Source organism: Candidatus Krumholzibacteriota bacterium (assembly GCA_016932415.1).
Lineage (GTDB): Bacteria > Krumholzibacteriota > Krumholzibacteriia > Krumholzibacteriales > Krumholzibacteriaceae > Krumholzibacterium.
Window position 1 is genome coordinate 34,413 of the sequence record JAFGCX010000016.1, and the last position, 26,579, is coordinate 60,991.

The 26,579-nt window shown below is 50.7% G+C and carries 24 protein-coding genes; 17 read left to right on the forward strand and 7 right to left on the reverse strand.

The annotated features are described in order from the left end of the window. Window positions 1–36: 36 nt before the first annotated feature. Window positions 37–1,116, reverse strand: coding sequence for a CDP-glycerol glycerophosphotransferase family protein (locus JW814_06050; GenBank protein ID MBN2071003.1), 1,080 nt, complete (start codon window positions 1,114–1,116; stop codon window positions 37–39). Window positions 1,117–1,378: 262 nt separating this feature from the next. Here JW814_06050 and JW814_06055 point away from each other — a divergent pair, with 262 nt between their 5' ends. The 16 genes from JW814_06055 to JW814_06130 all read left to right on the forward strand — a co-directional run bounded on the left by JW814_06055 (window position 1,379) and on the right by JW814_06130 (window position 16,068). Beyond that, entirely contained in the window at window positions 1,379–1,699 is a 321-nt protein-coding gene (locus JW814_06055) for a hypothetical protein (GenBank protein ID MBN2071004.1), read from the forward strand. 150 nt (window positions 1,700–1,849) lie between these two features. Further along, complete coding sequence (locus tag JW814_06060) at window positions 1,850–2,911, forward strand: V-type ATPase subunit (GenBank protein MBN2071005.1); 1,062 nt, start codon at window positions 1,850–1,852, stop codon at window positions 2,909–2,911. A 10-nt stretch (window positions 2,912–2,921) separates the two neighbouring features. After that, window positions 2,922–4,940 (forward strand): hypothetical protein, encoded by a 2,019-nt coding sequence (locus JW814_06065; GenBank protein MBN2071006.1) that lies wholly within the window; start codon window positions 2,922–2,924, stop codon window positions 4,938–4,940. Continuing rightward, window positions 4,941–5,345, forward strand: a complete 405-nt coding sequence (locus JW814_06070; GenBank protein MBN2071007.1) for a hypothetical protein — start codon at window positions 4,941–4,943, stop codon at window positions 5,343–5,345. Window positions 5,346–5,387: 42 nt separating this feature from the next. Beyond that, window positions 5,388–5,693 (forward strand): V-type ATP synthase subunit F, encoded by a 306-nt coding sequence (locus JW814_06075; protein ID MBN2071008.1) that lies wholly within the window; start codon window positions 5,388–5,390, stop codon window positions 5,691–5,693. A gap of 67 nt (window positions 5,694–5,760) precedes the next feature. Next, window positions 5,761–6,420, forward strand: coding sequence for a V-type ATP synthase subunit E (locus JW814_06080; GenBank protein ID MBN2071009.1), 660 nt, complete (start codon window positions 5,761–5,763; stop codon window positions 6,418–6,420). Further along, a complete protein-coding gene (locus JW814_06085) occupies window positions 6,413–8,182 on the forward strand; it encodes a V-type ATP synthase subunit A (GenBank protein MBN2071010.1) in 1,770 nt (589 codons plus the stop codon). The genes JW814_06080 and JW814_06085 overlap by 8 nt, the downstream gene beginning before the upstream one ends. Window positions 8,183–8,237: 55 nt before the next feature. After that, window positions 8,238–9,629: a V-type ATP synthase subunit B gene (locus JW814_06090; GenBank protein MBN2071011.1), complete on the forward strand. Its 1,392-nt coding sequence runs from the start codon at window positions 8,238–8,240 to the stop codon at window positions 9,627–9,629. Between the two features lie 63 nt (window positions 9,630–9,692). After that, window positions 9,693–10,331, forward strand: a complete 639-nt coding sequence (locus JW814_06095; protein MBN2071012.1) for a V-type ATP synthase subunit D — start codon at window positions 9,693–9,695, stop codon at window positions 10,329–10,331. Next, window positions 10,328–10,813, forward strand: coding sequence for a universal stress protein (locus JW814_06100; GenBank protein ID MBN2071013.1), 486 nt, complete (start codon window positions 10,328–10,330; stop codon window positions 10,811–10,813). Before JW814_06095 ends, JW814_06100 begins: the two co-directional genes overlap by 4 nt. A gap of 118 nt (window positions 10,814–10,931) precedes the next feature. Continuing rightward, entirely contained in the window at window positions 10,932–11,396 is a 465-nt protein-coding gene (locus JW814_06105) for a PTS sugar transporter subunit IIA (GenBank protein MBN2071014.1), read from the forward strand. Window positions 11,397–11,452: 56 nt separating this feature from the next. Continuing rightward, window positions 11,453–12,199 (forward strand): hypothetical protein, encoded by a 747-nt coding sequence (locus JW814_06110; protein MBN2071015.1) that lies wholly within the window; start codon window positions 11,453–11,455, stop codon window positions 12,197–12,199. A gap of 34 nt (window positions 12,200–12,233) precedes the next feature. Then, complete coding sequence (locus JW814_06115; protein ID MBN2071016.1) at window positions 12,234–12,902, forward strand: ATPase; 669 nt, start codon at window positions 12,234–12,236, stop codon at window positions 12,900–12,902. 19 nt (window positions 12,903–12,921) lie between these two features. Continuing rightward, on the forward strand, window positions 12,922–14,736 hold the full coding sequence (locus JW814_06120) for a hypothetical protein (protein ID MBN2071017.1): 1,815 nt from the start codon (window positions 12,922–12,924) through the stop codon (window positions 14,734–14,736). A gap of 33 nt (window positions 14,737–14,769) precedes the next feature. After that, window positions 14,770–15,411, forward strand: a complete 642-nt coding sequence (locus tag JW814_06125; GenBank protein ID MBN2071018.1) for a hypothetical protein — start codon at window positions 14,770–14,772, stop codon at window positions 15,409–15,411. Window positions 15,412–15,504: 93 nt separating this feature from the next. Further along, window positions 15,505–16,068: a biotin transporter BioY gene (locus tag JW814_06130; protein ID MBN2071019.1), complete on the forward strand. Its 564-nt coding sequence runs from the start codon at window positions 15,505–15,507 to the stop codon at window positions 16,066–16,068. Between the two features lie 145 nt (window positions 16,069–16,213). Here the strand turns inward: JW814_06130 and asnB are convergent, their stop codons facing one another. The 4 genes from asnB to JW814_06150 form a co-directional block, all read right to left on the reverse strand. Next, complete coding sequence (gene asnB, locus JW814_06135; GenBank protein MBN2071020.1) at window positions 16,214–18,244, reverse strand: asparagine synthase (glutamine-hydrolyzing); 2,031 nt, start codon at window positions 18,242–18,244, stop codon at window positions 16,214–16,216. A gap of 393 nt (window positions 18,245–18,637) precedes the next feature. Next, on the reverse strand, window positions 18,638–19,861 hold the full coding sequence (locus JW814_06140) for a glycosyltransferase family 4 protein (GenBank protein MBN2071021.1): 1,224 nt from the start codon (window positions 19,859–19,861) through the stop codon (window positions 18,638–18,640). Between the two features lie 61 nt (window positions 19,862–19,922). Next, a complete protein-coding gene (locus JW814_06145; protein ID MBN2071022.1) occupies window positions 19,923–21,794 on the reverse strand; it encodes a thioredoxin fold domain-containing protein in 1,872 nt (623 codons plus the stop codon). Window positions 21,795–21,906: 112 nt separating this feature from the next. Beyond that, on the reverse strand, window positions 21,907–23,799 hold the full coding sequence (locus JW814_06150; protein ID MBN2071023.1) for a hypothetical protein: 1,893 nt from the start codon (window positions 23,797–23,799) through the stop codon (window positions 21,907–21,909). 137 nt (window positions 23,800–23,936) lie between these two features. Here JW814_06150 and JW814_06155 point away from each other — a divergent pair, with 137 nt between their 5' ends. Next, window positions 23,937–24,590 (forward strand): histidine phosphatase family protein, encoded by a 654-nt coding sequence (locus JW814_06155; GenBank protein ID MBN2071024.1) that lies wholly within the window; start codon window positions 23,937–23,939, stop codon window positions 24,588–24,590. Here the strand turns inward: JW814_06155 and JW814_06160 are convergent. Both JW814_06160 and JW814_06165 read right to left on the reverse strand, forming a co-directional pair. Continuing rightward, window positions 24,576–25,586: a hypothetical protein gene (locus tag JW814_06160; GenBank protein MBN2071025.1), complete on the reverse strand. Its 1,011-nt coding sequence runs from the start codon at window positions 25,584–25,586 to the stop codon at window positions 24,576–24,578. The genes JW814_06155 and JW814_06160 overlap by 15 nt on opposite strands. A 98-nt stretch (window positions 25,587–25,684) precedes the next feature. Continuing rightward, window positions 25,685–26,413 carry a rhomboid family intramembrane serine protease gene (locus JW814_06165; GenBank protein ID MBN2071026.1) on the reverse strand — a complete coding sequence of 243 codons (729 nt, stop codon included), beginning with the start codon at window positions 26,411–26,413 and terminating at the stop codon, window positions 25,685–25,687. Between the last annotated feature and the right edge of the window lie 166 nt (window positions 26,414–26,579).

Below are 26,579 nucleotides of genomic sequence, written 5' to 3' on the forward strand. Positions count from 1 at the left end.
AAACAGGACCATATTGTCATTTCGCGGGAAAATCTATCAGGCGCGAATACCTCGGTCTTTCAGCAGGTTCCTTATCAATCCGGTCGCTTTTTTCCCGTGTTTCCCCGTGTCATTCCCGAAAAATATACTGACCGCGCGGCGCCGTGCCTCTTTTCTTTGATCTTCCCGGACGAAAACCGATTCCAGCTCTCCGGCGAGTTGATCAAAATCGTCAACCTGCTCTGATATCCGGTTTATCATATCTGTCACTTCAGGATCTGTCCGTTCGCGGACCGGTCTGCTGAAAGATATGATCGGGCGGTCGAGGAGACAATATTCAGCGATGATCGAACTTGTGTCCGAAACGAGGATATCCGAGGCTAGCATACAGGGATAGAGGGATCCGCTTCCTATTAATCTGACACCCTTTGTATCCCTGATCTTTTCGATGATCTTTCTGCCGGTGAAGGGATGGACCGTTGCCAGTATATTAAATTCTCCCGCAAGTTCATCAAGCCGGTCATACCATAGATCGATTGCCGACATACCCGACCCGTTCCAGGTCGCCGAGAAAAGGACCGTCTTCTTCCGCGGATCGATTGAAAGCTTCTTTCTGATACTTCCGAGCGAGTCGCGGCTGGACAGATCGATGAGCGAGTCGAGTTTGGGGAATCCCCCGTTCGCAGCTTTCGTTATTCCACATTCCCTGGCCTTTTCAACCTCGTGATCGGATGTCATGAGAAAGAGATCGAAAGCGTCGTACCTTGAAGAATCTATCATCTTTTTGAAATGATACGGTCCGTGTCTTAACCCGATCCTGACCATCTTTTTGCAGGGGAACCTGTGCAGAGCGTGTCTTGCCATAATGACCGCGTCGGGGAAAGAGGGCCAGACCCTCGCTCTGATGCCTTCCCGGGCAAGTTGGGCGGCGACCTTTCTGTCTCGAGCTATGAATGTCGCTTCTCCGATATCTATGTTTCTGAATATCTCGTAATCGATAATATTATCGCAATAGAACGCTATCCGGTCTTTTTGGCGAAAAAACCTGATCACCTGCCAGACGAACGTAAAGGGATATTGAAGAAGATAATATGAGAGAATCATGATCTGGCCATATCCCTTTTTCAGGTCTGACAAAGATATATGCTCTCCGCCCTGGCGCGGCGAAAAAGAACATTCAGCGCCCTTAAGCATATATAACAATAATCCCTTCCGGATTATATGGTCAGCGGCGGGAGAGAGACAAGAAAATAACCATGGTGCTGCAGGAAGATGCGGAAAGAAATCTGTTCCGGTAATATTTTGACTTCTACGCCGTTGACAACCGGAGGGTCAGAAGATATACTGCGCTATTATTCCTTACCGCTTTCAAGGGGCAGTTTCCGCGTCAGGAGTGGTTTTGAAAGAGATCGTAAAGAAGATAATGGAGACGGAGAATGAAGTCCGCGGAAAGGTCGAAGAGGCTCATTCAGAGGCTCAGAAGATCGTCAGGACGGCAGAGAGCGGCAGCCGGGACATCATCGAGACGAGACGGCAGAACGCGATAAGAGAAGGCCAGGCCCTGATAGAAAGATTGACGGCCGAAGCGGAACAGGAACGCAGCCAGCAGATCAGTAAGGTGAAGGGCGGCAGCACGGAGGTGCTTAAAAAGCGCAGCGGGGAAATCGAAAAAGCTGTCAGCCAGATAATTGAAATGGTAGCCGGCAAAGAACAAAAGTAAAAATACTGCCTGGTCGCGCCGTGCCGTCAATAAACAGTTGTTTTCCTTCCGCGCGGATATCGATGCCGACAGGAGGAGAAGACGATAGGGCCCTGATGGTGGCACGATGGTATAAACCGACAGTACAGTGAAATAACAGAGGACCCCGGGATGATATTCGGACCGGTCAGCAAATATTCTCTTGTCAACGCCAAGGTCAGAGCGCGGTTAAGCACGCTTCTTGATCCCGAGCAGATAAACCGGCTTGCTGAATCCCGCGATCTGGCGGAATTCTATACAGCGTTGAATGGAACGATTTACGAGGAGATATTTTCCAGGCCTGAGATCGCCTTTGACCCGAGAGTAGGAGAGAAACTCCTTCTTGAAAGGGAAGTCGAGTGGCACTCCGAACTCCTCAAGGATCTTCGAGGTCCGGAAAGAGACCTCGTCTCTCATTTTCTCGAAAAATATGAGATCGAGAACCTCAAGATTGCGTTGAGGATACGTGAAGGGAAACGGGGGGGCGAAGACATGAAATACCTTGTGCGCCAGACCCTGCCCCATTCTCTTCCATACCAGGCTATTTCCGAAGCTGCGACGATCGAGGATGCCCTTTCCTATATTTCCAGGACCCCCTTTTTCAAAGCTGTCAACTCGGTGATCGATGACTACAGGGAAAGAGGTACTCTTTTCCCCGTGGAAATAAACCTTGAGATCGACTATTACCAGCGGCTTAAGGAAAAGATCGAAAAACTCTCAAAAAAAGACAGGGAGATCTCTCGAAAACTCGTTGGACTGGAAATAGACCAGAAGAACCTCGGATGGCTGATCAGGTTGAAATTCTACTACGATGTGCCTGTAGGTGAATTGCTCGATTACAATATCCCGGGCGGTTTCAGGATGACAAAGGACCGGATGAAACAGGCATTCAAGGCCGAATCGATTCAGGAGGTCCTCGCGGCAGCTCTGGATAAATCGCTGAGCAACCTGTCGGAGATACTCGTCAAGGGACAGAATCTGAGCAAGCTTTATCTTCTAGAGATCATACTCTGGAATATCCTTATATCCCGGGCGAAGAAAACGCTGGGTGGATTTCCCTTTACAATAGGTACTGTTCTGTCTTACCTGATACTGAAACGTACGGAGATCCGCAATATTATCACTATTATGAACGGCAAGATCTACAAAATGGATCGAGGAGAGATAGAAAGTCATCTGAGAGTCTCATTCTGAGGGTGGTCATATGTTCACTCCCGAAAAAATGCACCAGATCAATGTCATGGTATTTGAGACGGAAGTCGATGAGGTAGCGAAATCGATCGTGCGCCTCGGGATCCTCCATCTGGTTCAGCTTGATGACGCTCAGCCATGGGTGGAACAGCTCGGAACGTTCAACGCCGGCAAGATGAATGAAAAACTGGGCCGTCTCGATCAGAGAGTCACGTCGTTGATGAAAGACCTTGGGATCCGGGAATTGCCTCTGGAAGAACGCGACAGCAACCTTCTTGAAATATCTGTCAATGATCTCGACGAGATGGAACGTGAGATGTCCTCTCTTGAGGCGAGAGTCCAGGAACTGGTGCTGCGCAGGAAAGAGATGGAAGTGCATTATGAAAGGATGCAGGGGATCTTCAACGAGATTTCTCCACTTGCCGAGGTCGGGCTTCCACACCAGAGCACTCCGTATACTTTTCTTGAGATCAGGTATGGACAGGTCAAGAGCGAGAACCTCGAATATATCAACGAAAAGATCCAGCACCTCGCGGCAGTAGTGCTTCCGCTGGCGCACAGGGAAGGATACGAGATCATCCTGCTGATAGGCTTGAAGACGGACAGACTCAAAATCAAAAAGATACTGCGGGAAGCGACCTTCGAGGAGATCGAGATGCCGGATGAGGGCCGCGATGATGGTGAAGGGGCGATTGTAATAGAGGGGCTTGAAGAAAAAATAGCCGGAATAAAGGAACAGATCAATCGACTTGACGCGGAGTTGCTCGAGATCAGGGGAAAACACTCAGGGGCCGTAACGGACTATCACAGATCTATACGGGTCGCAGAACTTCTTGTCACGGTAAAGAATTATCTCAAGAAAACCAAGAAGACATATATCTTCTCGGGCTGGGTCCCGAGCGATCGAAAGCGCGACGTCGAACGTGAGATAATGAGATCGGCTCGGGGCAGGGCTATTATCGAGATCATCCCTCCCGAACAGATCACGGGAACCGAAAGTGGCAAGGTCAATGTCCCGGTGATGCTGAAGCACCCGGGTTTTTTCCGTCCTTTTGAGATGCTGGTTTCCAGTTACGGCCTGCCCGAGTACACTTTCATTGATCCGACATTCTTTGTGGCGATAAGCTTTCTTCTGATGTTCGGGATGATGTTCGGTGACGTGGGACACGGCGCGGTCCTCGCCTGGGTAGGATGGATGCTGGGATTCAGGAAAAGCAGGCGCAATAGTACGGAAGGACCCGTACTCGTAGGGAAAATGGCTTTTTACTGTGGTCTTTCGTCCATAGTGTTCGGGGTTCTCTACGGATCGATCTTCGGCCTTGAAGACCTGTTTCACGGGCTGTGGATGAAACCGATGCATAACGTGCTTTATTTCTTCAAAGTGGCGATCTATTTCGGAATAGCCCTGATATCGACAGGAATTCTTCTCAACGTGATCAACGCGATTCGCACAAAGGATTTCAAGGCGACATTCTTCGATCAGGCGGGGCTGGTCAGCGCCGTCATATACTGGTGCGGGATCGGCGCCGTCTCGATATTTCTCTCAAACAAGCCGATTCCCGTGAAACTGATATTGTTCGGTATCGGGCTCCCAATCCTCCTGATCTTTCTCAGGGAACCTCTCCTGGCGCTGATAGGAAGGCGCAGGATCAGATTCGAAAAAGGTCTTATGACCTATATCATGGAGACTGTAATCGAGATCATGGAGATAATAACCGGATATCTCGGTAATACTGTCTCGTTCATACGTGTAGCAGCGTTCGCCCTTGCCCATGTCGGATTGTTCATTGCTGTCTTCAGCCTGGTCGATATGGTGAAGGGTGGAGTATCGGGCGCGATATATTCGACCCTTATACTCGTTCTTGGCAACGCTGTCATTATAGCCCTGGAGGGCATGGTGGTAACGATTCAGGCCATCCGTCTGGAGTACTACGAATTCTTCGGCAAGTTCTTCATGGGTGGAGGAGTAGCTTATAAACCGATAGGCCTGGGAGGCAGTCCCGGCCGGAAAGAACGAAAGGAGACAGGGTAAATGTCACAGCAAGAGGAACGCAGGAAGAAGATGAGGAAATGGATTACTCTCTCTACTGCGGCGGTTTTTTCGACAGTGATCATAGTACTGCTGATCACTCTTATCAGCACCGCAGCGAATGTATACAGCCAGGGTCATGATCCCGCGGCGACCGCGGCAGTACAGAAAGATTTTACTCCCGAAAGAGCGAAGATCATGATGTGGGGATTCGCCGCCGCGGCGTTTTCCACGGCAATAGGGAGCGTAGGCGCTGGTGTAGCGGTAGCTTATGTGGGATCGGCAGCCCTCGGCGCGATCGGTGAAAAACCGGAGCTTGCCGCGAGAGCGTTGATCTATGTCGGCCTGGCTGAAGGAATCGCTATTTACGGGCTGATCATTTCGATCATGATACTTACCAAGATCTGAACTGGGGGACCAGGAGCGGTTACCGGGGAGAGATAGAGACTGATGAATTTCTACGTTATCGCAGACGAGAACACCATGACCGGATTCAGGCTCGTAGGGCTTGAAGGGGAAGTGGTCGAGACTGCTGAAGAGGCAAGGGAAGCCCTGGCCAAAGCATTTTCGTCCGAGGATATAGGGATTATCATAATCACCGAGAGGATCGCGGCCTCGATCCGCGATGAAATGGAAGAATTCATATTTGGTCACTCTTTCCCTCTTATCATCGAGATCCCTGACCGGAAAGGGGCGCTTGAGGGAAGGATATCGATCCGGGAGATGGTCAACGCGGCAGTAGGAGTAAAGGTCTGAGCTATGATTCGCGGGGAAGTTAAAGCCGGAGTGAAGGGTGATATAAAAGAAAAAGGGAGTGGAGTCATTGGTTGATAACGAATCAGTCGAAAGGATAGTCAGCCAGATATTCGAGGACGGTGAGAAAGAGATCGCTTCGATCATCGATAAGGCTCAGCGAACCGCATCCGAGATCACCGCCAAAGCCGAGAAAGCCGGCGAGGAGATCGCCGCCAGGATCCTCAAGGAATCCAAGGAGAAAGGCGACACGATCCACAGAAGGCTTCTCTCGAGCGTCAATATCGAGGTAAAAAGAACAAAGCTTAAAGCCAGAGAGGAGATAGTCGCTGCCGTAAACAAAAAGGTGCGAGATGGTCTTGAGGGTGTCAGATCCGGCAGCGATTACCCGGGGCTTCTGGCCGTTATGATAATCGAGGCGATCACAGCCCTTGATGGGGGGAGATTCCAGGTCTACGTCGACCGCGCTGATATAGACCTGCTGAGGAAAGAAGTCTTTGATATCGTGAAGGAAAAGATCCGAAAGGAAGGCAGAGAGATCGAACTGCTTGAAGATATGGTCCTGGATAAAAGATCGATAGGAGGGGCGAGGGTAGGAGTGCCGGGAGGAAGGGTGATATACGACAACACTTTTGAAGCGCGCATGTACAGGATGCGTGATGAGATACGAAACATAATATTCGAAGAAGTCTTCGAACCGGAAGGAAGCGAGGGTTCGAACAGTGCTTGAGATCATTGGAAAAGTCGATAAGGTAATTGGACCGGTGGTCCACGCGAGAGAGATCGATAAGGCGAGGATGCTCGATCTCGTCGAAGTGGGGGACGACCACCTGGTAGGCGAAATAGTCAAACTTGACAGGGACAGGGCCGTCATCCAGGTCTACGAGGATACGACGGGGCTCGCCCCGGGGACCAATATTTACAGCGCCGGTGTTCCCCTTTCAGTCGATCTTGGACCTGGCCTTATAGGGACGATATATGACGGGATACAGAGGCCGCTCGAGGTGATCCGTGATTCTTCTGACCAGTATATCCAGAAGGGGATCCACGTATCATCTCTCGACAGGGAGAAGAAGTGGCTGTTCAGTCCCGCCATAACACCCGGGATCGATGTCTCCGGAGGAGAAGTCGTCGGGAAAGTCCAGGAAACGGTACTTATCGAGCACAGGGTGCTTGTTCCGCCGGGGCTTTCAGGAAAAGTGACGTGGGTGACGGAGGAAGGTGAATATACAATAGACGAGACTGTCGCGCGTATCGAAGATAAAGAAGGAAAATCTCTGGAGATCAAGCTGAGCCAGCGCTGGCCTGTCAGGAGAGGGCGCCCCGTCAGGGGAAGAATGCCCCTTACCATACCGCTTATAACCGGCCAGCGTGTGATAGACACTCTCTTCCCCGTTGCCAAGGGTGGAACTGTCGTAGTGCCTGGCGGATTCGGAACGGGCAAGACAATGATCCAGCATGCTCTTTCAAAGTGGAGCGATGCCGACCTCATAGTCTATATAGGGTGTGGCGAGCGCGGCAATGAGATGACCGATGTCCTTATCGAATTCCCCAAGCTGATCGATCCTAGGACGAAGAGGCCGATCATGGAGAGGACGATACTGATCGCCAATACATCGAATATGCCGGTCGCCGCGCGGGAAGCTTCGATATACACAGGTATTACGATGGCTGAATATTACAGGGACCAGGGATATCACGTGGCGATCATGGCCGATTCGACTTCCCGGTGGGCCGAGGCGCTTAGAGAGCTGTCGGGGCGAATGGAGGAGATGCCCGCTGACGAAGGGTATCCCGCCTATCTCCCGACAAGGCTCGCTGAATTCTACGAAAGAGCGGGGATGGTCGAGACTCTTGGCGGAGCGCATGGATCGATCAGTATCATCGGTTCGGTCTCACCTCCGGGAGGAGATTTTTCAGAACCGGTGACCCAGCACTCGAAACGTTTCGTACGTTGTACATGGGCACTCGATCGGCAACTGGCCAACGCAAGGCATTATCCGGCTATCTCGTGGCTGGAAAGTTACAGCGAGTATGTGGAAGAGATAAGCGGCTGGTGGGATGAGAACTCGGGGGGGGAGTGGGCCGAACTGCGCCGCAAGATAATGGATCTGCTTCAGCAGGAAGGGAAACTGCAGCAGGTGGTGAAACTTGTCGGGCCCGATGTCCTGCCGGATACGCAGAGGATAGTCCTTGAGACCTGTACGATGTTCAAGAACGCTTTCCTGCAACAGAACAGTTTTGACAAGATAGATATGTTCTGCGTTCCGGAGAAGCAGGTAAAGATGCTCCAGGTGATCCTGGAATTCTACGACCTTGGAGTCGATAATATCAAAAAGGGAGCGACGATCCATCAACTCAAGAAAATGGAAGTCACCTCTGATATCATGAGAATGAAGTTTTCTGTCTCTAACGACGAGATCGAAAAAATCGACCGGATAAGGGACAAGCTGAACCGTTCGATGCAGCGTATAGGAGAGATGTTTGAATAGGGAACCATAGATTGACGCGTATAACTGAAATGTCTAAATGAAAAACGGTGAGGGTATGATGGAGAAGAATCTGACGCAGGGAAGGGAATATGTCGGGATCAGCCAGGTCTCGGGGCCGCTCGTAGCTGTCAAAGGGATCCATAACGTAGGATATAACGAACTTGCCGAGATCGTTGATCCGACCGGAAAAGTAAGGCTCGGAATGATCCTGGAAAGCAGCGAAGGCGCCGCGGTCATCCAGGTCTTCGAGGGGACTTCAGGCCTTTCGATCCCCGATACTAAAGTTAGGTTCAGGGGTGAGCCGCTGAGTTTCGGAGTAAGCAGTGAGATCCTCGGGAGGGTCTTTAACGGACTTGGCGAACCGGTCGACGGAGGACCGGCTCCCAGGGCTGAGATGAGGATGGATGTCAACGGACTCCCGATAAATCCGACCGCGCGTGAATATCCCAGGAAATTCATTCAGACCGGTATATCGGCTATCGACGGGATGAACACGCTGGTCCGAGGACAGAAGCTTCCTATATTTTCCGGGACCGGACTTCCCCACAACAGGATCGTCGCCCAGATCACCCGCCAGGCGAAGATCATCGGCGAGGACACTTCATTCGCGGTAGTATTCGCCGCGATGGGTATCAAGCATGACGTCGCCCAGTATTTTATCAGGAACTTCGAGGAATCGGGAGTTCTCGAGAAGGTCGTTCTTTTCCTCAACCTGGCCGACGACCCTTCGGTCGAAAGGCTTGTTACTCCGAGGACCGCCCTTACCGCGGCGGAATATCTCGCGTTCACGATGAATATGCATGTTCTCGTGATACTTACCGATATGACGAATTACTGTGAATCATTGAGAGAGATATCGACGATCCGCGAGGAAATACCAAGCAGAAAAGGATATCCCGGTTATCTATACAGCGATCTGTCGATAATATACGAACGGGCGGGGATGATCTCTGGAATAGAGGGTTCGATCACGCAGATGCCGATCCTTACGATGCCGAACGATGATATATCTCACCCGGTGCCGGATCTTTCCGGATATATCACCGAAGGACAGATAGTCCTGGAAAGGGAACTGGATCACAGGAATATATATCCGCCTATCGCCGGGCTGCCGTCTCTGTCCCGACTGATGAAGGATGGTATCGGCGAGGGGATGACCCGCGAGGATCACGCGCACGTGGCAAGCCAGCTTTTTGCCGCCTATTCGCATGTCAAGGATGTAAGGGCTCTTGCCGCGGTAATAGGCGCTGAAGAACTTACCCCACTTGACAAGGTGTACATGGATTTCGGCGACAGGTTCGAGAGGGAGTTCCTCAGCCAGGGAGAATATGAGGACAGGACCATAGAGGAGACCCTCGATACAGGGTGGAAAGTGATATCGTCGCTGCCCAAGGAAGAGCTATACAGGATATCCGAAGAAGAGCTGAATAAATATTACGGCAAATAACCGGTTGATCGGCCACCGTGGCGGAATCAGCGCTTGCGATAGTGTTTGGATGACGGTGATAAAATGGCGCAGTATGAGATAGCCCCGACAAAAACGAATATGATGAAGATCCGCAGGGATCTTGGATTCGCGCTTGAAGGCTGGGAACTACTCGATCAGAAGAGAAAGATCCTTGTCGTTGAGCTGATGGGGCTTATCGACCGGGCGGTAGAAGCGCAGAAAGAAGTCGAATCGCGCATTGAAGAGGCATTCGAGGCTCTGGACCAGGCGATCCTCCGTATGGGGCGCAGAGAGGTCAACCTGATCGCGCTCGGCATGAACATTGAATCCGAGATCTCGATAGCGCAGAGAAGGGTCATGGGTGTCTCGCTGCCCAGGGTCAAGGTGAGATTCGATGATAAATCACCTTATTTCGCCGCCGCTGAAAGCAGTATATGGATAGATGAAGCGATCCTGAAATTCAGGGAGATCCTCAAACTGCTCGGCACCCTCGCCGAAGCGAGGATATCCCTGATGCGCCTGTCGCGCGAAGTCTCCAAGACGATCAGGCGAGTGAACGCTCTGGAAAAGATCTTTATTCCGGATCATCAGGAGACGTTGAAATATATTGAAATGGCACTCGAAGAATCTGAAAGAGAGGCCTTCTTTGTCCTTAAACTGGTGAAGGACAGGCTCTCCCGGAGAAAAGGTGAAGCCCTATGAACGGACCGTTAAACAGGATGCTTTTGTATATTGACGGGAGCGAATCGTCAATAACTGCTGCGCAGATGGCTATCGCGATGGCTAAATCGTATGAGGCGTATCTGAAAGTGATATATGTGGTCAATGAAAATCTTCTGAACGAACTGCTCAAAGCGAAGATATTTGTCCAGGTCGAAAAGATGGATTATGAGCGGGATCTCGAAGAAGACGGCAAACGGTATCTTAATTACATCGTAAAACTTGCCGACAGGAAAGGATTGAAGATCGAAACAGTACTGCGCAAGGGGCTGGTACATGAGGAAGTGGCCAGGGAAGTGGAAGAATATGGAGCGGATCTCCTGGTTCAGGGCGAACTTGGCGAAGTCCTCAGTCTCAGGGATTCATTTTATGAAGAAGGTGAGCGGATACTGAGAAAATCCAAGTGCTGCGTAATGATAGTCAGGGGAAGCGATAAGATAGACAGGATCTACGAGCAGATATAGCGGGTCTGTGACGAGGCGTAAAGGGGTGAGGCAACGAGACCTTGCGCCGGGTCACCTTGTTGGTTATTATTCGTCGATATTCCAAGTATCGGGAAAGTCCCCGTGGGAGGCGTAAGAAATGAGATTTGCAGATTATATCAAACCTGAATGTATCAATACCGATCTCGATGGAGAAGACAAGAGTGAGATCATCGAGGAACTTGTCGGGATAATGGGGGAATCGTACACTGATGCCGATACTGACAGGATATACGAGGCGGTAATGGCGAGAGAGAGGGATGGAAGCACTGGGCTGGAACTGGGTGTAGCCATACCACACGCGAAGTGTGACGCCGTTGGAGAACTCAGTATCGTAATAGGCGTTTCGAAGAAAGGCGTCGATTTTCAGTCTCTCGATGGCAATCCCGCCCATCTTTTTTTCATGCTGATAGCACCGACCTCCGAATCGGGTCCTCACGTGCAGGCGATTGCCAAGATCGTAAAGATGATAAAGATCGACAGTTTCAGGAAGCGCCTTCTCAAAGCGACAAAAAGCGAAGAAGTCATCGATGCCATTCGCAAGGTCGAGGATGGGGATGATTAGGCGAACCCCTGCCGATCCGCTTTCTTTGAAGAATCCATCTTTTCAGGACTCTGCTTATGATCCCCATTGGTGATTCGAGGCTTATAGGATATTATGGATTTCCCCGCCGATGCCTTATAGCGGGAGTTAGGGAAGATCTTGGTCCCGACCTTGAACTGGTCGATCTTGATATCGATCACGGCGCCCCGGATTCGGGGCTTCTTCCCGTCACCACGTGCAGGATCATTTCGAATATAATGAATAACGCGATCCTTCTGAAAGACAGGCTGGAAGTCATAATCGCCGCCGTTGGAGAAGGTAAATGCGACAGAGGCAGGAATATCTCCTTTCTGCTGAAAGGCATGGGCCTGAGCGTGATCGAATCGAGATTCTGCGAGGAAGAGTGGGAGGACAGGGAACTTGTCTTCTCGACAGGCATGGGAACTCTGGCCGGCAGGATCGACAGAATAATGGCTTCGGTTACAGACCCGTCCATTTCTTCAGACCAGCCGCCGAAATGCCTTCCGACCCATGGTTTCTGGGGTGTCCCGCCGAACGATTACAGGATACTCGATCTTTTTCCTCCGACGACTCATCTATATGGATGGATAAGATGCGTCGAGGCAGGGAGACCCTCAGACATGGCACTGGAATCTTTCGTCGATAAGCAAGTGCCGACGGTCTTTTTCACGCAGAGTTTTTGCGCGAAACAGGATCTTGCCCACTATCTCGCGGAGAAATACGGGGGTATAGCGGTCGATTGCCACAGGGAAATCAACGATTCCATACTGGCCAAGGTAGAAGCCTTTATAGCGCTTTCCTGAGATAACGGGTCATGGATATCCACATGGAGCTGATATGCTGTTAGGAGATTGCGGATCAACCTGGACAAAGATGCTCGATACGGGAACGGGCAGGTACGAGATTATTCAGACAAGGGAGATGGTCAGGCGAACGGATATCTTTTTCGACATTGCGACAGGACACAGCGCCAGAAAAAGATGCGACCTTTTCCGTAACGAGCTGATATCCCTGGCCCAGGGCGCTCTCTCGCTCGTTGAAACTGATGATTTCTCCATTATCGATGTCGGTGGCCGGGATGTCAAATTTGTCGAATTTGAAAAAAGAAAAGTAAAGAGACTCGACTGGAATCTTGCCTGTGGCTCCTCAACCGGGGCTACGATAGAACTTCTTGGCAGCTATTATGAAGTCGATTTCACCGATCTTGATCCATCGGAACGATGGATAAATGTGACCTGCGGCGTCTTCGGCATGGAGAAGGTGCTCGAACATGTCTCGACAGGCACGGGCGCCGAGGAGGCTGTCGCCATGTTCCTGCATGGGATGGTCCGGAATGTTTACGATTTCGCGGGAAGACCCCCGGTGATATACCTTTCCGGAGGATTCTGCGAAAATAACTGTTTCTTGAAAACTTTCGACTCGTACTGTAATGTTATCCCGCTTGGACGGATGGTCCCTCTGGAGGGATTAAGATCGGAAGAGAGACTTTCCGGTAATAACGTCTGATGATCTGGAGGAAAAACGTATGAGTCAGCGAAGACTGTCCACAGCCTTTTTAATCGCCGTACTGGTCTTTTCGATGTACTCGTGCAGAAAGACTCTCTATTCCTCTATCGATATTTCCGACACGGGGCCTGCCCCCGGGGCGGGGGTGGAGATCGACGCGAGGTTTCTTTCCGATCCTGAAGAGATAGAAGATCTTTTCCATTCGTTTCTTCCTGATTCGGGAATCGTACCGATCCTTGTTGGCATAAGAAACAACGATACCGTTCCACTGCGGATACACAGTGCTAATTCGCTAGATCTGCGAAGCGAGTTCGAAGGGTTTTCTCTCCTCATAGGCGGAAAAGAGATCGCGCCTGTCCATCCGGCACAGGTGATAGCGATGGTAAAGGGGCTTCGGCGGCCTGCCGATTACCGTAAATATGGAGGGAAGGAGATAGCCACCGGAGCCGTGATTCTTCCGCTTGGAGCATTTTACGCGTGGAAAGGATTCAAGGAATACAGGGAGTATCGTCCTCTTATCAAGGCTTCTCTTCTGCCGGCAGAACGTGGAGGGGTATTCAGGCCGTTGAGACTCGAACCGGGTGAGGAGGTCAATGGATATCTCTATTTTCCACTCTTACCATCTGAGGTACCTTATACTTCCGAAACAGTCCAGATCGTCAGATCGAGCAGAAAAAAAACGGAGTATCTCCGCGACCTGGACATCTCGCTAGTTCATGATGTCAGGCTTAAGGTAAAAGTTTCGGCAGCCCGAATCGAAGATATTCCACGGTATCAGCAGATCGTCACGCGAGATACACTTGAATTATCCAGTGGTATATTCTGCCGCCGTGACAGGGAGATATTATCCGGTGTGCTACCAGGCAAATCCCGACGCGGGGTCTTTGGAATAAGGCCGGGTTCGGGAGGAACATCCCTTGTTTATTTTGATTATGGAGAAGGAGACTTCAAATCGCCCCATGATGGCGATTTTGTTGAAATAAAAAAATTCGGCGGTACAAGCGCCGATATAGCCGACGCCGAGGTCTTCGGTCAATACGCCGGTTGCGCAGTTGATTTCAAACGCCGCTCCAGGGTATTTATCCTCCGTAATGGCGAAGCAGGTGATAATCCTGAGATCGTCGCGGTGCGTGATTATGAGAGAAAAGCAAAGAGAATATTCCTTTATGAAGAGGGTTTTTTCGTTATCACAGAAGATGCTTTCTGTTATTTCGAGGATTATACGGGGAAAAAGAGCTCGTACTGGAAACTCGCCAATGATTTTCAGGACGCGTATCTTCTTGACGACGGTACTTTTCTTCTTCTCGGGAAAAAGGGAGCGGTTCTTATTTCGGGAAACGATACGGGAAGATCGAGATCCCGGGTAAGCGTTTCTTTAGCTAATGCAGACCGGAATATATGTGGGATTATCGATGAAGACGTGGTGTTCATTCAGAGAGGGAAGGGAGAATCAGGCGATACTCTCGTCATTTTCGACGCGTCCCGCCTCGAGGAGAAGGGAAGGATGCCGCTGGGAAGCCGCGCGGAGTCTTTTGGCATGGAAGGTGATCATATTCTGATGCAGCTTGAGGAAGGAACCGTGATCGATCTTGAAAAGAAAAGCAACCCTGAGTTCATCATCAATCGAAGCGCATGGTCGGAATCGCGGTTCGTTTCGATGACGCTTGATGGCCGGTCTTTTGAAGCGATTACAGGGGAAGGTTTGATGCTTAGAGGGAGGATCGACCAAATGCTTCCACGGCCGGTATCTCCCGGTAATGATACATTTACCACGGTGGTCGGCACGATATGCGCCGGGGAAGGTCCCGGATCGGTCAAGGGATCAACGCGATAATTACCGGGGTCACCGCAAGGGTAAGGATACGGGATGGAAATCAAAAAGAAGAAAGCTGATATCGAGGATCTTCTCGCTACGTATGCCGATCATATAGCTGGCAATTATCCTGATCCGGAAGTTTTCAGGAGTAATATCAACAGTCTTCTCGAAGCGAAGAAAAAACGGATGGAAGCTTCAGAATATGTCGTCTCACTGGAGAAGAACATCGTCTTTCTAACCGACCTGGCGGTAGAAGGGGAGGCTTTTCTCGAGATGCTTCTCTCCCAGGTAAATGATGAATCCCCCATCGACGTGAGTATCGAAAAATATCTTGAAGAGATGGAATCACAGGTAAGGGCAAGTACTCCGGGCAGGTACAGGGATATTTTCAAAGGTCCAGGGGCTGGGGAATTCGAAGAGCTTCTTCTCTCCAGAGAGGAAGATGAGGAAAAGTATCTTGAGAAACTGTCATTCAACTATATCTACCTGACGACATTGAGGATGCTTCTTTTTGAGTTCTTTAATCTTCTCTCGGTTGTGAGAAAGGAATATTTCATAGACAGGGTCGATTCAGCCGCTCCCCGCCATATCCTGAGCCATCTGGAAATGACGGCGAATTATTACCTGGGTAATATCGATGTAGCCGAGGTCTCCGGCGGGGATGAACAGACTGGAAGTAACATCTTGAAATAATGACCCGAAAAGAGTAGATTCTCAATATCCGCTTACCGGCATCGATGTGGCCGGAGAAAAGGCAAATGGTTGAAATACTGAAAGGGGTTCGGAATGAATTCCGTAATGATGGTAACAGGTGAAAACGGTCTATCGTTGTCGACAGTCGATACGGTGAGGCGTCTCGCGAGAATTGCCGGTTTTGTGATATTTAGCGCTATCGCTGCTCAACTTGCCGTGAGATTACCGTATACTCCGGTTCCCGTCACGATGCAGACGCTCTTTGTCGTCCTTGCCGGAATAGTGCTTGGACCCCGTGATGGTTTTTACGCTATGATCTCGTATGTAGCCCTCGGAGTGGCAGGGGCGCCGGTCTTCGCCGGCTTCAGCTTTGGTCCGGCTATAATAGTCGGTCCTACGGGCGGATATCTTATGGCATTTCCGATTGCTGCTCTTGTCGCAGGGTCCCTTTCACGTTCGCTCGGAGGTGGAAGAGTGGCGGTCCTAGCCTCTGCGGCTGTCGGCACATCGCTGATATTGCTTGCCGGGACGCTTTACCTCTCGATCTTGACCGGCCTGTCTCTTTCCATGGCAGTATCCCTGGGTATCACCCCTTTTCTGGCTGGAGCCTTTGTAAAAAGCTTATCCGCGATGGTAATCGCTGGCAGGAAGCGATAACGCCTCAGGTGGAGATCCGCAGGTGATGGCATTTTTACATGACCCTTTTGTATGATCTATCTGTAAGTTGGCTATTGAGTTACACTCCATCACCGATCAAATTGTTGAAAATCGCCTCTACTTGTGTTATAATGGCCATCGAGATTTACAGGTATCGCGAGGTCTGAGCCTGATGCGGTAACAACTCCGATTTAAAGTCCTCAGGGACCTTGAAGGGGGAAAGAGGGAGCGAATAGCCTGATTCGTTCCCTTTTTTTGCCATGTCGGGCAGACCGCTCTTTTCCCACCAAAGGGCGAAGATCAATAATCCCCATATGAACCTCGAATTATTCAATCGGCCCGATTCAAATCCCCGCACCGCTTTTTCGACCTTGGCAGGATCGAGGATGCCCAATTTTTCGATATTTCTTCTTCCGAGGCAGCTGCCGAGAAGATCGTTAAGTTCTTTCCTTAGCCATCTGCCGACTGGTACTCCGAAACCTGTTTTTGGCCGTTCAAGAAGATTTCTCGGGAGGTGCCTGTATGAGACGTCTTTAAGGATCGATTTAAGGACTCCGTGTTGACGCTTGAAGTCAATAGGTAGCGTTCCAGCGAACTCGACGAGCCTGTGATCGAGGAGCGGGACGCGGACTTCAAGGGAGACGGCCATACTCATCCTGTCGACCTTCGAGAGTACGTCATCAACCATATATGTCTTCATATCTATGAGCATCAGCCTGTCGAGAGGGTGAAGATGGGCGGCGCGCCTGGCGATCTCCTGAAAGAATGAAGCGTCATAGAGAGCCTTGTCGGGGGCGTGTCTGAATATGTCGACTTCTCCCTGTTTCCATCCACTCATCCTCGAAAAATAGATCTGCGCGTATTCATCGTATGTAAGATCTCCGGCGATTCGCGATAATCTGTCAGGCAGCAACGTCCTGGCGGCTGAAAAGATCCCTTTCCTCACAAGACGGGGCATGCCATCAAATCTCAGCAGTTTTGCCATTGTAGCATATCTTTGATATCCACAGAATATCTCGTCTCCCCCGTCCCCCGAGAGCGCGACCGTTATCCCGTTCTTTTTCGCCAGATCTGATACAAACCAGGTCGGAACGACTGATGGATCGCCTGATGGTTCGTCAAGGTTGTCGACCACGTTGAGGATCATTTCTCTCGTTTTTTCTGGATCGAGAATATGGCCGGTGTGATCTGTACCGAGATATTCCGCAACTTTTCTGGCGTAATGGCTTTCATCGAAATCATCGTCCTCGAATCCGATCGAAAATGTCCGCACTGGCCTGTCGGCGACCCGGCTCATATGCGATACAACAAGACTTGAGTCGATCCCTCCACTTAGGAAGGCGCCGATCGGCACATCACTCATCATCCTGCCGGTGACAGAGTCTTTTACCAGCCGATCGACTTCCGTCAGGGCGTCGGTGTAAGATCCGCTGAATTGGCGGCGAGTCTCATTTTTATCGTCCTCAAGGGCCGGTGTTTCCCAATACCGGTATTTTGAAAGGATGCCATTACTGAATGTGGCGAAATGTCCCGGAAGGAGTTTCTCTATACCCTTGAAGATCGATCGGGGGGAAGGGACGTAAGAGAGGGTGAAGTACATCTCCATCGATCTCTCGTCTATTTCGGGAACGAACGCGGGGCAGGTCCGAATGGCTCCGAGCTCGCTGGCGAAGAGAAAGTCTCCCTTCTGAAGTCCCATGTATAATGGTTTGATCCCCAACCTGTCTCTTGCCAGGAGCATCTGCCGCACTTCCGCGTCCCAGATAGCGATCGCGAACATCCCTTGAAGCCTCTCAAAAAGACCGGTCCCCCACTGCTCGTAGCCGTGGACAAGAACCTCGGTGTCAGTTCTCGATCTGAAACTGTGCTCGCGTTCAAGTTGCTTTCTCAGAGCGGCAAAGTTATAGATCTCTCCATTGAAGGCGATCCAGACCCTGCCATTCTCGTTACTCATCGGCTGATGACCGGCGCTGGAGAGGTCGATTATCGACAACCTTCTATGGCCAAGGCCGACATTACCGCGAGAGAGGCTTTCAAGACTTGCCGGCCTGTCTTTCATCGTAAGATAGCAACCACCGTCGTCAGGACCGCGGTGTTTTATCGCCTGGTTCATCTTCTCGAGTGTCTCGCGACCAAAGGTATTATTATTTATAACAAAGCCGCATATTCCACACATATGGTTTTTCCGGTTTAATCGATGGTGTAATGATCGCTGGGGATATTATCGACAGAGTTCAAATTACACTTGACTCTTTTTCGGCAAGGAGATTTTCATTTCCGGGGGCTTGACAGAGTTGAAAAACCGACTAAGATATATACAGGATGAAGGGGCACGCGGGGAGTCAAGTTGTTGTTGAATCCCGACATTCAGAAGCGGGAGAGATTAAGCCCTTGCTGCCCGATCATCATTCTTCCATATTTCTGAGACGCCACGGATTCTCATATCGGATGGGAACCCGTGGCGGTTTTATTATTTCCCCGAAGATCTTTGAGCAGGATAACCCGGGTAAAGTGAGGGCCGTTCCCGTAAAATTAAAGAAGCGCGAAATATCATTGGAATGGATCGAATTCAGCGTTCAGAAACGAGTTGGTCAAAGACCTCGAGCTCTTTTGACGTCCTCTCGTCCCAGGACATGAAATGATTTTTCGCGAAATCACTTGCCTGCCTGCCCAGTTTTGAAACCATCCCGGGATCGCCAAGCAGTGTCTCGATTTTCGCCGTCATTCCATCTAAATCACCGGCGCTTACCAGGAGTCCCGTCTCGCCATCCCTGACTACCTCGGATGTTCCGGCTATATCGAATGCTACTACGGGCAGGCCGCATAAAAGAGCTTCACACGGAGGCATCGACATATTTGTCAGTTCATTCGTTCCGACAAAGAAATCGCACGATTTCAGGAGCAGGGGTATCTCATTATACTTGACAGCTCCGGTAAAATAGACTTTTTCGAAGATCCCGAGTTCTCTGCTCAGTTTTTTGAGACTTTCCAGGTCGGGGCCGTCACCACCGATGACGACTGCCGCTTCATCGAGGAGTCTGCTGTCGACGGCAGCCATCGCTTTAAGAAAAAGATCGACGCGCTTCGACCTTACAAGCCTTGAAAAGGTCACAGCAAGCCGCTTGCCCTCCGGAAGGTGGAGAGCTCTTCTCGTTTTGACCCGGTCGATCTCAAGTTCCGCCCACCGAAGATCCATGCCGTTTGGAAGGAATGTTATTTTTTCCGGATCGATCCCTTTTTCAACCAGCGCGTCCCTGCCCTGGGTGCCGTCATTGAGGACGATGTAATGATCTACTTTATGTCTCAGAGCCGAAATCTGTTCATGGTTATATCTCCTGTACTGTATCCATGGAAGATGATGATGGCGCAGGTACATGACACCGAAAAGTTTCACCGCAGTGGGAATCCCCGTTTTCATCCCGATTTTTTTCAGCGGACCGAGGGAATAGTACGAATAACCGAGGATCAGATCGGGATCGTACTCGCGGACCAGTCGGCGAAGCACCGGCATCAGCCTGCTCATGAAAAGCCCTGGCAGAACTATCCTCCTCAAAGGTCCAGGCAGGGGGTCGAGAGAGCGAAAGACATTGGGATAGGTATGATACCGAAGGCCCGGCCTCTGATATTGAGCGGTCTTCCCCCGAGGTTCGGGAATGAGGTACTCGATCTCTATTCCCCGGCTTGTAAGCTTCTCGATAAAATGAAGTTCGTCGGGGACTCCGCACCCTTCTCCAAGCGACCACATTTCGTCCCATATCGACAGGACCAGTATCTTTTCGAGTTTTTTTTTCAAACCGCTTGAGACCTTTCAAATCGCCTTTTTCGCGCTGCATATGAAAAAGGGTCCGGGTTTTTCACTCTTCCATCTTATCCTGCCCTCCGAGGGCGGCAGACATCTTCTCAAGCATGATACCCGGAGACACGTATCCCGTTATACGCGATCCTTCAGGTTCCTTCCCCGTTTTGTCGTAGAAGATGATCGTCGGGACACCTTTTATCGAGAATTTTTTCTTGAAGGAATCTTCTGTCTCTCCCGACTTTGTAAGGTCGACTTTAAGCGGAACGAAACTCTTTGATTTTTCCAGTACACCGGGGGCGTTGAATGTGTTGTGTTCAAGTTCGTGGCAGGGAATGCACCAGTCGGCTGAAAAATCGATCATCACCGGCATTCTTTTCGACAGGGCATCTTCAAAAAGTTCCATGGTGAAAGGTTGCCAGACTATTCCCGGTCTGAGCGTTTCTTCCCTGAAAGGACCTCCGGGGATGGCCAACACTATGATCGCCGCCAGAAGCCATAAACTGCCCAGGATCCGTCTGATAGTGAGGAAACTTTTTCCCATTCCGGGCACGCGCGCTATCCATCCCAGGAATAAGCCAGCTATTGCTGCCAGTATAGCGTACAGAAGGTAGGTCATAGTGTTCCCCAGCAGAGTCCTTGCGAAATATACCGCCATGATCAACAGGATGAAGGCAAAGACCTTTTTGATCCAGATCATCCAATTCCCCGAAGCGGGAAGGCTTCCCGAAGCGGTGCCGAGAGCTATAAAAGGGATCCCCATGCCCCACGCAAGGGTGAAGAACATGAAGAATCCGAGGACGGGACGCCCCATCTCACCGACATATGTCAACAGTCCAAGGACGAATGGACCTATGCAGGGTGCCGCTACTATTCCGACTGTGAGTCCCATGAAGAGTGCTCCCCAGTATCCCTGCCGGGCTGTTCCCGTCCTTCTCGTGAGAAACATCGGAAGCCTGAACTCCCAGAGTCCGAACATAGAAGTGGAAAGGCCTATAAGGACTGCCGCGATAAAAAGCACAATCACCGGATTCTGAAGAGCAGAACCGAAGAGGCTTCCCGTCATCGCCGCTATCATTCCTAGGATACTGTACGTGATCGACATCCCGAACACATATATCAGAGCCAGAAGAAATGCCCTTGAGGCTTTTCCACCGGCCTGCCCGCCGAAGTAACTGATCGTGATCGGAATTAGAGGATAGATGCACGGGGTCAGGTTCAGAGCGAGGCCGCCGAGGAATATCAGTATGAAGGCGAGGAAAAGCCCCTTTTCGCTGAAAGTATTTGAGAAAGATCCGTTTTCCCCTCGATCTGATCCGGCAGCGACCGGATTCCCTTTGTCGTCGATGAAAGGAGGCGCGGAGAAGATCTCCGGATGAAGCGCTTCGGAAGTCTCGTTCATATTACCGACCCGGATCTTCGCGGGTACTATGATCGATGCCGGTTCAAGACAGGTTATATTGTTACATCCCTGGTATCTAAATACGATCGATATATCATATTCTCCCGGCTCTACATCCTTTCCGATTTTCACGGCAGTTCCGATGATTATCGTCCCGTGAAAAAGAGACATCTTTGAATCGCTGAATTCAAGCTTCTGAAGATCAGCTTCCGGATAAAATATCCCTGCCGATTCGATTCCATCGGGGAGATTCATCTCGAGGACAGTCGGAATAAGAAACCTGTCCAGGGGCGAATCTGAATTTATATGCCATTGATCCCTGATCGTAGCCCTGACGGCGATGTATGCCGTCGAGCCTGGATGAAAGAGGGAGATCGACGCCAGTGGTTCGGCGGTGACCAGATTGCCCGATTCAGTGAAGAATCCCTGCGCGGAAGCGGGGCCGAAAGGCAGCAGGAAAGCAGCGGCCACTGCTGGAATTAATACAGCAAACTGTGTAATCCTGTTAAAACCTATGAATTTCACCATTTTCTCCTTCTTTGCCCTGATTGCCGGAAAAGAACATATATAATATTCATGCTCGATCTGATTTATTAATCGTCTTCTATCACCCGGCTTGCGGGATTATAAAAGATCTGTCTTACCGCTCGATATACCGGAAAATATAAACGCCTCCGGCCCCGCTCGCCAGATAAACAAAATTCTCGTCGGCAAATACACCTCTCGCGTCATCAGCCGATCTGTGCCTGGCAACTATGAATGGGTTGCCTGGATCGGATATATCTATCGCGGTGATCCCTTTTTTCTGTGAAGCGACGAATACCGTCCTGCCTCTGGCGTGGATCTCTCTGGCGATCGATCCGATGTCGACCGAACCGAGCATCCGCGGCTTTCTCCGGTCAGATATATCTGCTATATACAGTCCCTTACCCCCCTCGGCGAGATAGACCATATCGCCGTTCACGAAAAGGTCATCGTTCCATCCCGGCGTGTTGAACCCGGAGATATAGGTGACTGTTCCGCCATCGATCCTGTATGTATGGAATCCTTCAAATCCGTCGGAGATATAAATATAATCGGTATCGGCGAAGACGCCCCTGACTTCGGAGAATTTTTCGCGCCAGACAAGTTTCGGGCTTTCAGGTTCGCTGAAATCGACGATCTCCGCTCCTCCAAGCCCTCCGGCAAGTATTGCGAGAGATCCCTGCGTTACGACTGCAGAGAGGAAATATGGCGACGCATGGATCCCGACCTGAGCAGGAGCAGCCGGATTGGTGATGTCTATGATTTTCATCCCTTCGTTTCCGCTGGCAAGAATAAGCAGATCTCCTGCTAAAGCTACATCCCTCGACTGCGGACTCTCAAGGTGCCCTTTCCATTCGATCTGTCCTTCCGCGTCGACCTTGCCAGTTCGCAGGCCATCCTGTCCGTTTGCCAGAAAGAGCCATCCATCCCTCGCTACAAGGTCGAAAGCGAACCCTCCGCTCGGGATCCTCGACACAGGATACATTACCTCCGCGTCGAGGCGGAACAGATATACTCCATCTTTCAGCCCGAAAATGGCGAGATCGCCGTCAGAGACTGCCAGGTCGTTTCCCGGAACGGTATGCGATATTTTTTTCCCTTTAAGGCGGGGCAGAAGATCCGGTTTCATTCCCGGCAGGTCGGGTCCATCGGAGATATCCGCGGTGAGCGGTTTTCCTTTCTTTATCTTTTCGCCAGAGATGCTAAAGGGAACCAGCCTTCCCTCTCCGGTCAGTACGATCCCTTCACGATCGCCGAATCCGATCGACAAGATCTTTTTTATCGGCATATCGGAGATCTTTTCCGGAAACCGGCAATCGGTAATATCGTACCTTCTTGTCACCCCATCACTTCCCAGAATATAGAGAGTCGAGTCGTTTATATATCCCCTGCCGCTACTCCATGGAGATTCGATTCTTATCGGATCGGGAGCCAGGGCGATCGGACGGTTATGATCGATATCGAAGAGGATCGTTTTTTCCTCGTAAAAGACGGCGATGATATCACCGGCCGAATCGAGCGAGAGAGCTCCCTTATCGATCCCGAATCTGCCCGTAAGCCTGGGTTTTGACGGATCTGAGAGACTGAAAAGATATAACTCTTCTCCCGAGACGGAGACTGTCAACCGGCCCGAATCTACGGTGATCCTCGAAGGTTGCTCTATTGCCGTTATGGCTGACTGGACGGGATTGGCCGGATCGGTGAGATCTATCGTGACAAGCCCGGAATTCCAAACGGAGGCGTATGCGTATCTTTCATGGAGATCGAGATCCCTGATCTCGCCCCCAAGAGGCAGTAACCTGTGATTCGATAGTGAATCGCGTGGTGATGCTATGGCAAGGGCAGCTCCTGAAGCCACTATCATCCCCCTGTCGAAGAAGATGACATCGGTAGTGTGAGCCTGGAGAAGAGTGCGTGAAAGAAGCTCGAATCTTCCTCCGGCGATCAGATCGCCGCTGGCGATTGAAAGAAACATGACAAGAAATATCGTCGACACTGCCCTTCGCATTTTCTCTCCATTCGGGATATCGGCCGTATGCCATTACAATTTGTAGATTCAGATTAAATAAAAGTTCCCTCGATAGCAAGGTATCTTGAGAATTATTAACGATTCTGCTAGATTGAATACCTTCGATGGAGGTCGTGATGAAAGATATGACAAGAAAGGTCCACCTCGTCAGGCATGGAGAATCGAAGTGGAACAGCGAGCGCAGGGTCCAGAAGAATACAGACGGAGTCCCGCTTAGCGACAGGGGGAGGCGTCAGGCGCAGCTTCTGGGGGCAAGGCTTGAGACTGTTCCCTTCGATCACGTTTTCTGCAGTGACGTTCAGAGAGCTGCCGAGACGGCGAGGATCGCCCTGGGAGAAAGCTATCCGATAGGATTTTCCAGTGAGCTCAGGGAGATCGCTTTAGGAGCCTGGGAGGGAAGGCTTGTCAGTGAGATAGAAGCAGAGACTCCCGGGATCATGGAGCGTTGGTTCAAGGCGCCTTCAACGGTGGAGATAGACGGGGCGGAGAAGTTTTTCGATTTTCATCGAAGAGTCGTCGATGAGGTCGAAAGAATAACCGGTTCGACCTCTGGAGATCTCCTTATAATCTCCCACGGGGGAGTGATCTGCACGTGGCTTACCTATATTCTCGGTATGGATCAGGATGGCCTCTGGTCGTTTTCTCTTCCAAACGCGTCTATCAGCACAGTGATGCTTGAGTTCAGGCCGAGGCTGAGGCTCCTGGGCGACGCTAACCATCTCACCGACGGTTCACTCGGGTTTGACGGGATGCCTTCATCTGTCGGCTAGCTCAGCTTCAGAACCGGGACGCGGCGCGCTTATCCCCGCATCCTCCCAGACTTCCCGGTCTTCCATGCTGAGATCGACCCGCGCGGGGGAGAAGTATTTCCTGATGATATCATCGATCTCCCGGTAGATCCTTATCCTCTCCGGTCTGTACAATCTCATTTTTCCTTCGCCGTCCCTGAAATATTCTCCCTTGAACAGGTTTGAACGCGAATCTCTCTTTCTTACCTTTTCCCACAGGCCCGGTGGGAATCTCATCACTCCGATCTCGAATCTGTGGATCATCGCGTGATCGACGGATCCGAAGATGATCCGGGCAAGCTTTTCGTATTCGTCTTTATCATAATACCATGGGATCACAGGATCGAACCTGATCGCGACCCTGATCCCGGCGGCAGAGGCGCGGGACATCGCTCCGATCCTTTCCTCTACTGAAGACGCGAGGTATTCCTCTCCCCTGATCGCGCCGGACGGAGCGATAGTCCAGGTAATAAGAAGATTTTCCGCGATGCCTGGATCACTTGCCATTCGATCGATTATGTGGCCGACGTTAGCGCTTTTTGTCCTTACTTCAAGGAGCGTGCCGGTCCCCCTGAAAAGAGGGAGTAACTCGAGAGTATGTCCGGTTATATGATCGATGGCGAGACTGTCGCTCATCTCCCCGGTGGTGAATCTTTGGACAGCCCTCGGCGAAAGGGCTTTCCGGATCTCTCTCTTCATCCTGTCGATATTCGTGAAGACTACGATCCTGCCGTGAGCGAGATACGATTGCAGGTAGCAGTAGGTACAGGCGAAGGGACAATTGAGCGTTGTTATGATATATTTTTCGCCGCATGGAGGGGCACCGGGTGTGGAAGGAAAATCCTTTACGAATTCTCCCTCATGTCGGGTAAGGATCAGAGAATCGTCTTTCCCCGGTTTTTGAATAATCAGCGAAGGAATGTCATCAATGACTTCAACCGCGGCGGCGGGAAGATTGCCGATGATCCTTGCGGCCAAGCCATCTTGCCGTGATTTCCCGTCTAACAGGATCCGGTTAAAATTGATATCCATCCCTCTACCGCGTCTTTCGCAAGCCTGTCTCTTCACCTGCCTGATCAGTAATCTGTGAATCCGCCCTGCCTGAGCCACCGGACCTTATCTCCAGCCATGAGGAATATCAAAGCGATCCCTCCGAGAAATCCGCCTATATGAGCGAACCAGGCCACGCCTCCGCTGTGGCCGCCCAGCGACGCGAATCCGCTCAAAAGCTGGATTACGAACCAGAATATAATGATTACATAAGCGGGAACGACCATGAGCCTGATGAAGATAAAAAGGAACATCAGAGTAAGCACGCGAGCACGCGGATAAGTGATCAGATAAGCTCCGAGGATCCCGGCTATCGCGCCGCTCGCGCCGATTGTAGGGATTAGAGAGGAAGGATCTGACGCTATATGCATCGCGTGAGCAGTCAATCCGCCAAGGAAATAAAAGAGGAGGAATTTCAACGGTCCGAGGATATCTTCGATATTATTCCCGAATATCCACAGGTAAAGCATGTTACCACCAAGATGAACTATGCTTCCATGCAGAAACATCGATGTAAAAAGGGTCAGGATTATAGGCCTGGGGCCTTCGGCGTGAAGATAGTACCCGATCGGTCCTGTCAGATCCTTCAGCCGCGTTATCTCGAATGGAGTCGCACCGAGAGAAGAGATCAGCGCCTGTCCCTGGTGTCCGAGGGATATCTGGTAAAAATAGGCTAAGATGTTGATGACGATGAGCGATACGGTGATCACCGGTCTGTTGCGAGTTGGGTTTATATCCTTGAGCGGTAGAAACATAAAGTAAATCTACATCCCCGTGCCTTTATTTCAAGAAAATATTTTCCCCGCGTCGATGAAATATTTAGTAATTGTCAAATACAACGGCAGAGCGTATGGTCTTTGAATGAAAAGTTGAAGTAAATGGAACCGGACCCGCTTGACGGGATAGTGGTGAGAAGGTCGC